Annotated in this window: 10 protein-coding genes; 8 read left to right on the top strand and 2 right to left on the bottom strand. The window is 41.5% G+C overall.

Annotation, left to right across the window (positions count from 1 at the left end):
• Positions 1 to 25: 25 nt before the first annotated feature.
• Genes DWW52_RS01045 through nuoE form a run of 4 tightly spaced genes read left to right on the top strand, consistent with a single transcriptional unit; the run spans position 26 to position 4,572 of the window.
• Positions 26 to 415: a ferredoxin gene (locus DWW52_RS01045; RefSeq protein WP_118713625.1), complete on the top strand. Its 390-nt coding sequence runs from the start codon at positions 26 to 28 to the stop codon at positions 413 to 415.
• A 44-nt stretch (positions 416 to 459) separates the two neighbouring features.
• Positions 460 to 2,250, top strand: a complete 1,791-nt coding sequence (locus DWW52_RS01040) for an NADH-quinone oxidoreductase subunit NuoF (protein ID WP_118713624.1) — start codon at positions 460 to 462, stop codon at positions 2,248 to 2,250.
• Between the two features lie 55 nt (positions 2,251 to 2,305).
• Positions 2,306 to 4,078 (top strand): NADH-dependent [FeFe] hydrogenase, group A6, encoded by a 1,773-nt coding sequence (locus DWW52_RS01035; RefSeq protein WP_118713623.1) that lies wholly within the window; start codon positions 2,306 to 2,308, stop codon positions 4,076 to 4,078.
• A 17-nt stretch (positions 4,079 to 4,095) separates the two neighbouring features.
• The gene (nuoE, locus tag DWW52_RS01030) at positions 4,096 to 4,572 is read left to right on the top strand and encodes an NADH-quinone oxidoreductase subunit NuoE (RefSeq protein ID WP_118713622.1); all 477 of its coding nucleotides are present in this window, start codon (positions 4,096 to 4,098) and stop codon (positions 4,570 to 4,572) included.
• A gap of 119 nt (positions 4,573 to 4,691) precedes the next feature.
• Here nuoE and DWW52_RS01025 read toward each other — a convergent pair whose 3' ends face one another.
• Together DWW52_RS01025 and DWW52_RS01020 are read right to left on the bottom strand one after the other, a co-directional pair.
• Complete coding sequence (locus tag DWW52_RS01025; RefSeq protein WP_118713621.1) at positions 4,692 to 5,837, bottom strand: response regulator; 1,146 nt, start codon at positions 5,835 to 5,837, stop codon at positions 4,692 to 4,694.
• A 42-nt stretch (positions 5,838 to 5,879) separates the two neighbouring features.
• Positions 5,880 to 7,412, bottom strand: a complete 1,533-nt coding sequence (locus DWW52_RS01020; RefSeq protein ID WP_118713620.1) for a PAS domain-containing hybrid sensor histidine kinase/response regulator — start codon at positions 7,410 to 7,412, stop codon at positions 5,880 to 5,882.
• 125 nt (positions 7,413 to 7,537) lie between these two features.
• Here DWW52_RS01020 and DWW52_RS01015 point away from each other — a divergent pair, with 125 nt between their 5' ends.
• Genes DWW52_RS01015 through DWW52_RS01000 form a run of 4 tightly spaced genes read left to right on the top strand, consistent with a single transcriptional unit; the run spans position 7,538 to position 12,042 of the window.
• Positions 7,538 to 7,903 (top strand): response regulator transcription factor, encoded by a 366-nt coding sequence (locus tag DWW52_RS01015; protein WP_118713619.1) that lies wholly within the window; start codon positions 7,538 to 7,540, stop codon positions 7,901 to 7,903.
• A gap of 1 nt (position 7,904) precedes the next feature.
• Positions 7,905 to 9,056, top strand: coding sequence for a sugar transferase (locus DWW52_RS01010; protein WP_305036204.1), 1,152 nt, complete (start codon positions 7,905 to 7,907; stop codon positions 9,054 to 9,056).
• Between the two features lie 20 nt (positions 9,057 to 9,076).
• Positions 9,077 to 9,844, top strand: coding sequence for a TolC family protein (locus DWW52_RS01005; RefSeq protein ID WP_118713617.1), 768 nt, complete (start codon positions 9,077 to 9,079; stop codon positions 9,842 to 9,844).
• Between the two features lie 5 nt (positions 9,845 to 9,849).
• Positions 9,850 to 12,042: an exopolysaccharide biosynthesis protein gene (locus DWW52_RS01000; RefSeq protein ID WP_118713616.1), complete on the top strand. Its 2,193-nt coding sequence runs from the start codon at positions 9,850 to 9,852 to the stop codon at positions 12,040 to 12,042.
• Positions 12,043 to 12,070: the final 28 nt, after the last annotated feature.

The following is a 12,070-nucleotide window of genomic DNA, read 5'->3' as shown; positions in this document are numbered from 1 at the left end:
AACAATATAACCTTAATCATTTTATATGGAAAAAATTAAATCACTCGCGGACCTCAAACGCATCAAGGAAAACGTGCAAGCGAAGATTGATCTTCGCGAGAAAAGTGAACAGGTAGAAAACCTTGTTCAGGTTAAAGTAGCAATGGCAACTTGTGGAATCGCCGCAGGCAGCAAGGAAACCATGAACTATTTTATCGAGAACCTGGAGAAAAACGGGATCGCTGCCGTGGTCACGCAAACAGGATGCATGGGGTATTGCTACGCGGAACCCACCGTGGAAATTACCAAACCGGGAAAAGACCCGATCGTATTTGGACATGTAACCACTGAAAGAGCCGAAGAAATCATTCAGAAATACCTGAAGAATGACGAACTCGTTGCAGACATCATTCCGGTAAATTTTGAAACAATCTAATAAAACAAAGACAGCTAGAACAACTAATCAAAACCCTGATATTTATGAGTTATAAAATGCATATCCTCGTTTGTGGTGGAACGGGATGTAGAGCATCAGCCAGTCACCAGATTATTACCCGACTGGAAGAATGTTTAAAAGAGAAAAACCTAGAAGACGAAGTACAAGTCATCGCAACCGGTTGTTTCGGATTCTGTGAGAAAGGTCCGATCGTGAAAGTTATGCCTGACAACACTTTTTACGTTCAGGTAAAACCGGAAGACGCCGAGGAACTTGTAAACGAACATGTAATCAAAGGACGGAAAGTCGAAAGATTATTATATAAAGACCCGGAAAAGAAAGAAGCCGTAAGCGATTCAAAGCACATGGGTTTCTACAAAAAACAACTCCGGATCGCTTTGCGCAACTGCGGATTCATTAACCCGGAAAATATAGAAGAATACATCGCTCGTGACGGTTACTCCGCACTGGCAAAATGTATCACGGAAATGTCCCCGGAAGAAGTGATCAAAGAGATCAAATTATCCGGATTACGCGGTCGCGGAGGTGGTGGTTTCCCCACCGGATTGAAATGGGAATTTGCCAGCAAATACCAGGCAGATCAAAAATACGTGGTTTGTAATGCCGACGAGGGAGACCCCGGTGCATTCATGGACCGCTCTATCATGGAGGGAGACCCTCATTCCGTGATCGAAGCCATGGCCATCTGCGGATACAGCATCGGAGCCACCAAAGGACTGGTATACATCCGTGCCGAATACCCGCTTGCCATTCAACGCCTGAAAATAGCAATCAAACAAGCCGAAGAATACGGTCTACTCGGAGAAAACATCTTCGGGACGGACTTCTCTTTCACGATCGAATTGCGCTACGGTGCAGGTGCTTTCGTTTGCGGTGAAGAAACTGCCTTGATTCACTCCATGGAAGGACACCGCGGGGAACCCACGATGAAACCACCCTTCCCGGCTGAATCAGGTTACCTGAATCGTCCGACAAACGTGAATAACGTGGAGACATTGGCCAATATCCCGGCCATCATCATGAAAGGAGCCGAATGGTTCAATAAAATCGGGACGGAACGTTCCAAAGGAACCAAAGTATTCGCTCTCGCCGGAAAGATCAACAACGTGGGACTTATCGAGGTCCCGATGGGAACAACCCTCCGGGAAGTTATCTATGAGATTGGTGGAGGTATCAAAAACGGTAAGAAATTCAAAGCCGTACAAACCGGAGGTCCGTCAGGCGGATGCTTGACAGAGAAACACCTGGATGTACCGATTGATTTCGATAACTTGCTGGCTTCAGGTTCCATGATGGGCTCCGGGGGTATGATCGTGATGGACGAGGATGATTGTATGGTATCCGTTGCAAAATTCTACCTTGAATTCACGGTTGAAGAATCTTGTGGTAAATGTACCCCTTGCCGTGTCGGTAACAAACGCTTGCACGAGATTCTAGAGAAAATCACCGAAGGAAAAGGAACGATGGAAGATCTCGACACGCTGAGAAACCTCAGTCGCGTAATCAAAGATACAGCACTTTGCGGTCTGGGACAAACATCCCCCAACCCGGTTTTGTCGACTATTGACAATTTCTACGACGAATACCTGGCTCATATCAAAGATAAGAAATGCCCATCCGGAAAATGTAAGGCTTTATTGATGTACCACATTGACCCGGAACTTTGTATCGGATGCGGGCTTTGCGCACGCAACTGTCCGGTGGATGCTATCGTGGGCGAACGCAAGGAAGCGCATTTCATCAACACGGCTAAATGTATCAAGTGTGGTGCGTGCATGGAGAAATGTAAATTCAAAGCTGTAAGCACGAGGTAATTTAAAATTTAAAACTTAGAATTTAGAATTGCTCAGCAATTAAGAAGTCTTTACTATGAATGAAAATATAACACTTAAGATAGACAACCGAGAGATCAGCGTTCCCAAAGGAACCACGATTCTTGAAGCAGCCCGGGAACTGGGTATCGACATACCGACCCTTTGCTACATGAACCTGAAAGATTTGTGCATCAAAAACGCCCCGGCATCTTGCCGTATCTGCGTGGTGGAAGTAGAAGGCCGGAAAAACCTGGCTCCCTCCTGTGCCACCCGATGCGATAACGGCATGGTCGTACACACGAATACCATGCGCGTGCTGAACGCCCGGAGAGTCGTTCTGGAGCTAATGCTCTCGGATCACCCTTCAGACTGTTTGGTTTGTGCCAAATCAGGTAATTGCGAATTGCAAGCCGTGGCCATCAAATTGGGTATCCGCGAGATTCCTTTTCAGGGAGCCAAAACCGAGTATAAAATTGACTTGTCGCCCTCCATTCGGCGGGATGCAACAAAATGTATCTATTGCCGTCGATGTGAGATGATGTGTAATGACGTGCAGACCGTCGGGGCTCTAGGGGCCGTAAACCGCGGATTTGATTCTGTCGTAATGCCGGCTTTCGATCAAGCGTTGCAAGACTCGGAATGTACATTCTGCGGACAGTGCGTAGCAGTATGTCCCGTGGGCGCGTTAACCGAACTGGATCACACCAATCGTTTGATCAACGACCTGGCCAACCCGGATAAAACCGTGATCGTCCAAACCGCCCCGGCCGTTCGTGCCGCGTTGGGTGAAGAGTTCGATCTGCCTGCCGGAACTTCCGTGACCGGAAAAATGGTTGCCGCATTACGGAAACTAGGCTTTGCTAAAGTGTTTGACACGGATTTCGCTGCCGACTTGACGATCATGGAGGAAGGAACCGAATTATTGGGTCGTTTGACCGCGTTCCTGAACGGTGATAAAGAAGTGAAACTCCCGATCATCACCTCTTGCTGCCCGGGATGGGTCAACTTCTTCGAGAAACAATTCCCCGATTTACTTGATAATCCTTCTAGCGCCCGTTCCCCGCAACAAATGTTCGGAGCTATCGCCAAGACTTACTGGGCAGAGAAAATGGGTATCAAACGTGAAAACCTGATCGTGGTATCCGTGATGCCTTGCCTGGCCAAGAAATTCGAGAGCGAACGGGATGAATTCAAGACGAACGGAGACCCGGACGTGAATTATTCAATCTCCACGCGAGAGCTGGCCGCTTTGATCAAACAGACAAACATCAACTTCATGCAACTGGAAGACGAGGATTTTGACGCACCGTTAGGAGAATCTACCGGAGCCGCCGTTATCTTCGGGGCTTCGGGAGGTGTGATGGAAGCAGCTTTACGTACGGCTTATGAAATACACACGGGCAAAACGCTGGATAACGTGAATTTCGAAGGAGTTCGAGGCATCGAAAACCTGAAAGAAGCCACCATCGACGTGGACGGATTCGAGTTGAAAGTAGCCGTTGCGCACAGCCTGGGAACCGCCCGTAAATTGATGAACGAACTTCGTGCAGGAAAATCTCAATACCATGCTATCGAGGTTATGGCTTGTCCCGGTGGATGTATCGGTGGTGGAGGTCAACCTTTCCATCATGGTGATTCCGCTCGTATCAAAGCTCGCGCAAAAGCCCTTTACACGGAAGATTCTGAGAAAAATTTCAGAAAATCTCACCAGAATCCTTATATCATCTCGTTGTACGAGGAATTCTTGGGTAAACCGATGAGCGAAAAAGCACACCACTTATTGCACACGTGCTATTTTAATAGAGGAAAAGAGATTATTGAACAGTAATTATTCGAGATATCATTATGACACAAATAACATTAGCCAAGTGCAAAGTTGAACAACTGGTAAAACTGTGTGAAGAATTCGGGAACCAGGAAGGTGAATTAATCAACGTTCTGCACAAAGCACAAGAATTGGTTGGTTACTTACCCCGGGAAGTACAGGAAGTAATCGCCCGTCAACTAAATATACCCGTGTCGAAAGTATACGGGGTTGTAACTTTCTATTCTTTCTTTACCATGACTCCCAAAGGCGAACACCCCATATCCGTATGTATGGGAACTGCTTGTTACGTGCGTGGCGCGGAAAAAGTATTAGACGAGTTCAAACGAGTGCTGAAAATCAACGTGGGAGAAACCACTCCCGACGGGAAATTCTCATTGACCAGCTTACGATGCGTGGGAGCCTGTGGACTTGCCCCGGTTGTCTTGATCGGTGAGAAAGTTTACGGACGGGTTACTCCCGGAGAAGTAGAGAAAATTCTCAAAGAATTTGAATAAAAAAATAAGAGGCGGTCAATCGACCGCCTCTTATTTTAGTTACAAGTTACAAGTTCACAAACATAAATTCAAATAACCTGTCAACTTGCAACCTGCAACTGATTTTGCTCCCTGCAAAATCACTTCATTGGCAACGAGAAACTAAAATTAGACCCGACTCCTTCTTGAGAAGTGAACCAAAGTTTCCCGTGATTTTTGCTCACGAAATCCTTACACAACAATAATCCCAAGCCAGACCCTTCCTCGCTATTCGTACCGAACGTGGTAAAATGAGTCGCTTCATTCAACAATTTGGGTTGATCTTCCTCTTTTATACCACATCCCTTATCGCAAACGGTTATTACAACCTCTTGATCGCTCGAATCGGGAATATTCCGAATTTCCACTTGTATCGTGATCGTTGTATCCTTGTGACTAAACTTGATCGCATTAGAAAGCAAATTACGTACAACGGATTTTATCATTTCAATATCGACTATCACGTTCACGAACTCGACACTCGAATTCAAGGCCAAAACAATCGACTTACTCTCGGCTATCGGGTTAAATACCTCGATCACCCCTTCAACCAAACCAACCACGTCAACCGATTGAGGAACATTAGATAATTTTCCCAACTGACTCTTCGTCCATTTCAAAAGATTATCCAGTAAAGAGAATACTTCTTCGGCCGTTCGATTCGTCATCTCCAACATCTCGAAGACATCCTTCGGAACAGCTTTCGGATCAATACTCATCATGATCGTATTGCACAACATCTTGATTGATGCCATGGGAGAACGTAGATCATGAGCGATCACGGAATAAAGCTTATCGCGTCCGGCTATCGTTTTTCTTAACTCTTCCGTCTGACGCAAAATAATCCGTCGGGCATCCACCAGTGAAAGCTGATGCTCCACTCGGATTAACAACTCTTCCCGACGGAAAGGTTTTGATATAAAGTCATTCGCTCCCAACTGAAATCCCTTCACGACACTTGCCGAATCATTTAATGCCGTTAAAAAGATAATAGGGATCTCGGCTTGTTCCGGTTCCACTTTCAGACGTCCGGCCACTTCGAACCCGTCCATATCCGGCATCATCACATCCAATAACACCAGATCGGGATGCTCGATCTTCACTTTCTCAAGAGCCTCCGCACCGTTCATCGCGTACACGATATTGAACCCTTCACGCCCAAGTAACGCTTTTAACAACAACACATTCGACTGAACATCGTCCACCACGAGTATTTTATATTCAGCAGGATTTATCTTCATACACATCGTATTTTAATTAACGCACGTAATCGCTCACAAATGTACAAACTATAATTTATTTTCAAGACATCTTTCTATGATAGTTTTCAATTTTTCAGCCTCCAGAGGTTTTGGCATATACTCCGTACAACCCGCGGCAAGAGCCATGTTCCTGTCCGTCTCGAAAGCGAAAGCCGTCGTGGCTATAATCGGGACATTCGGATTCAATTCCCGGATTATACCGGCAGCCGTCAAACCATCCAAACCTGGCATCCGCACATCCATCAGTATCAAATCCGGTTTATTTGCCTCGAACTTCGTCACCACATCAATCCCGTCATTCGCTCTCAACACCGCGTATTGATCTTCAAGCATAGCTTTAACCAACTCGAAATTACAATCCATATCCTCGGCAACTAATATTAAAACTTTATCAGGTTCGCTAGTCATCGACCGCGTTCCCTTGTAGGGTATGGCAAAATGGAAACAAGACCCGACCCCAAGCTCAGATTCCACCCAAATCTTCCCTCCCATCCTATCCAGAATTGATTTACAAATGGATAATCCCAAACCAAAGCCCTGCTTCAGTATATCCAATTTCTCAAAACGCCCGAATACATTATTTACCTTCTCGGCAGGAATACCACTCCCCGTATCCCGTACATACCCCTCCATGAAGTCGCCCTTCAACTCATAGCCGAGCGTGATTGTTCCCTTCTCCGTGTATTTTATAGCATTAGAAATCAAATTCGAATAAAGTTGTCTCAAACGATGCGAATCAGCAATAAACATCAAAGAAGATCCCGGTTTCTCGAAAACAACCTGTACCTCATTCTTTATACGCATTTGATGTATCTGGCGCAATTCTTCACACAATTCATCCATCTGGACATTCTCGTCAACAAATTCCATCTTACCGGACTCGATACGGGATAAATCAAGAATATCATTAATCAGGTGCAATAGCAAGTTACTATTCGCTTTAACGATATCCAGATAACTCTCCCTTTCGCCCTGGCTCTCCGTGTTAGCAATAATCTCGGAAAAACCGACAATCGCATTCAAAGGGGTACGAATCTCGTGACTCACGTTCGCCAAAAATGCCGATTTCAGACGGTCTGATTCTTCTGCCCTCCTCTTCGCTTCAATTAAAGCCTGTTCATCATCCCGCCTTTTTTGAATATCCGTGGCGAACCCCACGACCTTAGAGGGGCGCCCCTGTTCATCAAACACTTGTACTATTCCCTTCAAATCCACCCATCTATACTCACCGGAATTCAACAAATCCAATCGAATCTCGATCCCGATCTTATGTTGTTTACCTTCCAACAAATTTTTATACACGACATCAAAAATTCCTCGATCATCCGGATGAATCCTAGACAAAACAGTTGTAATATCAAAAAAATCATCCTTGAAATCATCTTTCTTCACACCGTAAGTCTCAAATAACTCATCCCCTATCTCTACACGCCTCCGCTCTAAATCCGCATACCAAGGAAATACATTTCCGGCCTCTAACATTAAAGACAACCGCATGGCATTATCTTTCAAGAACTTTTCCGTTTCCTCCACATCCGAATCACTCTTATATACACTCATACCTTCATGTCGATTAAAATCGCCTAAAAGTACAAAAAAATATAGACTTTCATTATATTAAACAAACAAAAACTAGGCTATTTTGTAGTAATGTCGTATATTTGCATCGTTAAAAAGGTGTATATATGAGTAAAAATATTCTGATCGTGGATGATAAGCCTGAAATAGCGAAGGTTATCACTATTCAGCTTTCAAAAGATTACGACGTGCACGCGGAGGGCAACCCTATTGAAGCACTTGCATGGATGCATGCCGGAAACATTCCGGATCTTATTATATCAGATGTAAACATGCCGGAAATGGATGGGCGTACATTTCTTAAACATCTGAAAGCTAGTTCTACCTTCAACTTTATCCCTGTCATTATTCTTTCCAGCCTGGAAAGCAGCAACGACCGGATCGAATTGCTGGAAGCCGGTGCTGCCGATTTCGTGCTGAAACCTTTCAACCCTCAAGAACTGAAAATTAGAGTACGTAACTTATTGCGTTAACATCATGTATGCCTATTACATCGGGGATAATTCTGACTGGATCAACAGGCTATCATGCTGTCTGAACTGCCAAATAATGGTTTTTAACAACCCGCTCAAAACGATTTTGTGCATCAACGAACAATCCAAAAAAGATACATCCCCGACATATATCTTTATTGAATCCTGTAATAAAATACAGGATATACAATATCTGGATTCCATAAACAAAAGTAACCTGCAACACACATATCTATTACTGATTTCAGAATACATCATAAAAGAGAATATCGCGGACAACCTTCATGCCGGGGCAAGTGAAATCGTGGATATCAATATGCCGGCTGAAGATTTACACACAACATTAGCATTGTTGCCCAAACTAAAGCAATATTCAACCGCCAAGTTACAACAACACGCTCATAGATTCAAACTACCTTTGTGGAAAAGAATATTTGACTTAGCATTTTCCAGTGCAGCAATTCTTTGCCTATCCCCGTTATTAATTTTGACCGCCCTCGCTATCCGTCTCGAAAGCAAAGGCCCTATCATATATAAATCCAAACGGGTAGGAAGCAATTACGACATCTTCGATTTCCTCAAATTCCGCTCCATGTACTCGGACGCAGACAAACGCTTGAAAGAATTCGAAGCTTTAAACCAATACCGGGAAGATTCCCAAGAAAATCAACCGCAAACGGAAATCCTCTCGCTACCCCAACAATCGGACGAAACGGTTCTCGTGGCAGATGATTTCGTGACAACAGAACAACAGTTATTAAAGAATCGTCGCAGGCAACAGAAAAACGCTTTCGTCAAATTCGAGAACGATCCCCGGATCACGAAAATAGGACATTTCATCCGCAAATACAGCATTGATGAACTTCCTCAATTAATCAACATATTAAAAGGAGACATGTCTATCGTCGGCAACCGCCCGCTTCCCTTGTACGAAGCCGAACTATTGACAACCGACGAATACATCGAACGCTTCATGGCCCCCGCCGGACTAACCGGCCTGTGGCAAGTAGAGAAAAGAGGAGACCAAGGCGCTCTATCCGCAGAAGAAAGAAAACAATTAGATATAAAATATGCCCGCAACTTTTCGTTCGGGACAGACTTGAATATTATTTGCAGAACATTTACGGCGTTTGTGCAAAAAGAGAATGTGTGAAATTAAATTATTAGACATATATGAAAATAACGTGGATTATAATATATTGTTGTTCGATATTACCTTCCTTATGTTTTGGACAAAAAAGTGATACGATAGCACAAGACACTACAAGATTCATCCCAAAAACTCTATCAACGAATGAATTTATTAATTATCAACTACCCTCTTTAGAAGTATTATTTGAAAATGCTAAATCTAATCCACGCTTAAAAGCCATTGAAGCTGCCATTGAAGCTGCTCGTTGCGATTTAAAACTTACCAAACGAGATTGGTTACAATATTTTTCTGTTCACGCAGGATATACTTATGGTATCCTAGGAACATACACAGACCAAGAAAGTCAATATACTCCGTTAACAACTGTTTATTCCGGGGCAACTCAAAGTAGTTGGTCTGTTGGTGGTAATGTCAGTATTCCAATTAATCAACTATTCAAACACCGCTTAAACGTAAAGAAACAAAAACGGCTTATAGAAAATGTTGAATACTCCCAGCAAATCGCTTTTGACGAAATAAAAGGAGAAATTATCGAATTATATTGTACGGTCCAATTCCAGTTGAAGATGTTAAAGCTAGCTACTGAAACGATAACATTATACGATGCCGAATATCAGACAGTTGTTCTTGATTATATCAATAATAAAAATAAAACGAATAGATTATTGAGTGACATAAAGAACTCTCAGAAAGATGCTAAAACTGAATATGAAAAGATTATCAATGAGCTCAATATTCTATTTTTAAAACTAGAACTAATCTGTAACACAAACCTAAGAAATAGATAACCATTATGAAATATACCACTTATTTTATTAAATTTTTTTACCGTATTCGATATTGGTTAATCCTCGCTCCTATTATCGTAGCATTATTAGTTTATTGGCAAACTCGTCACACATCTCATAGTTATTCTGCTAGTTGTTCTATTTATACTGGAATTATCACTGGTGTAAATATTCTTTCAGAAAGTGGTATCGTTACTACAGCTTATACTCAAGGAAGTATGATGGATAACTTATTAAATATTATCACTGCCGACCAAACTTTGAAACAAGTGTCTCTACGTTTGTATGCCCGAATTATGGTATACGGAGATCCAAACAAAGATAACACATATGTCAATGCTGCAAATTACCGCCTGCTATATAATCATGCTGACCCGATTCATCATTTAATAGACAAATCATCTGAAAACGACTCAATTAACGAGCAACGAACATATGAAAATTTAATTGCATACGAGACTAACGACCCATCAAATTATGTTTATGGAATATACCAATGGAATCTCCCTTATGTAAACAGAGGGGCATTACAACAGATAGACGTTAAACGTGTCGGAACCAGTGACGTGATTGAAGTATTTTACACAACTGATGATCCAGGAATTGTATATCAGACTCTTCTTATTTTAATCGATGAATTTAACAAACAATATCAAGATTTACGTTTCGGAGAAACCAAAAATGTAATCGCCTATTTCCGAGCCGAACTAAAACGAATCGGCAATGAACTTGCAAATTCTGAAGATTCATTGACAATATATCGCGTAGATAATCAAGTTATTAATTACGAAGATGAAACAAAGCATGTTGCGGCATTAAACAGAGATTACGAATTACAATATTGGCAATCCTTAAATGATTACAATGTATCAGATAGTATCAAAAAAGAATTGGAAAAAAGGATGCATTTAAATACTGAAATTATACAGAATAATAATTCTTTTATTTTTCACAATAATAATATCAGTGATATCAACGAAAAGCTTGCTATGGCTAAATATTATTCCAAAGATGTTATTCCTCAAAAAATGATTGACTCTCTTTATAATGAATTAGAGGCAAATAAAAAAGCTCTTTCAGATGCTCTCCAAAAAACAGGATATCTCAAATACAGTAAAGAAGGAATTTCTAATGAAGGAGTTGTTGATGAATGGTTAAAACAAGTCATCGCTTACAAAAAAGCAGAAGCAGAGTTAAAGGTATTAAATGAACGGAAAATATATATGGGCAAAAAATATATTCACTTTGCACCAATTGGCTCAACGTTGACTCGCAAAGAACGATTAGTAGATATCAACGAGAGAAGATACTTAGCTATACTTGATGCGCTAAACGCCGCATTATTAAAGGAAAAAAGTATACAAATGAATTCCGCAACTCTGAAAGTAATGAATCCACCTTATTATCCATTAGTTGCTTCAACAATTAGTAAACACAGATTATTAACTATTGCATCTTATTTTGCGACCTTATTTTTTACCATCTTCTTCTTCTTAATTATAGAAATACTTGATCGCACTTTACATCACGTTTTTAAAGCAGAACAACTAACAAAAAGCCGAGTAATAGGAGCTTTTACACGACTCTTACCTCTAAAAGCCAGGAGATTCAATCAAACGTATAATATGCTTTCTGCTCAAACATTGTGCAATTCCATTATAACTTATTTCAAACCGAACCAAAACAATATTATAAATTTAATCAGTAACGAACCGGGGGAAGGTAAAAGTTTTGTTATGGCACAGCTTGTTCAACAATTCACAGAGCGAGGATTTGATGTTACTCAATTATCTTGGCAAAATGAGTACTCTGCCGCCCCCCAAGCTTTCATTCAATCATTAAAATTAAACGAATTGGTTCCTTTAGAAAAATCAAATTCAAAAAATAACGTAATTTTAATCGAATATCCATCTCTAAAAGATGCTACATCCACGGAAGATATTTTACAAGATGTTAGTTTGAATTTACAAATCATAGACTCCAGGCGGACATGGAAAAATATAGATCAACAATTATTCGAACGAACCCGAGAAATGTGTAATAAAACACCTCTATTCATTGTATTAAATTATACCAAACGAGATACGGCGGAAGAAATAAACGGATTGATGCCTCCCTATACATTCTTTCATAAATTATTTTATCGCATTTCTCAATTAGGATTTACAGCAAATGATAAACCGTTACAAAATGTTTAGGCACGGTCTTTCATATATTATACTAATT

It is taken from the genome of Odoribacter sp. AF15-53 (assembly GCF_003479425.1).
Lineage (GTDB): Bacteria > Bacteroidota > Bacteroidia > Bacteroidales > Marinifilaceae > Butyricimonas.
The sequence above is the reverse complement of the archived record's forward strand: the minus strand, read 5'-3'. Positions and strand labels throughout refer to the sequence as shown.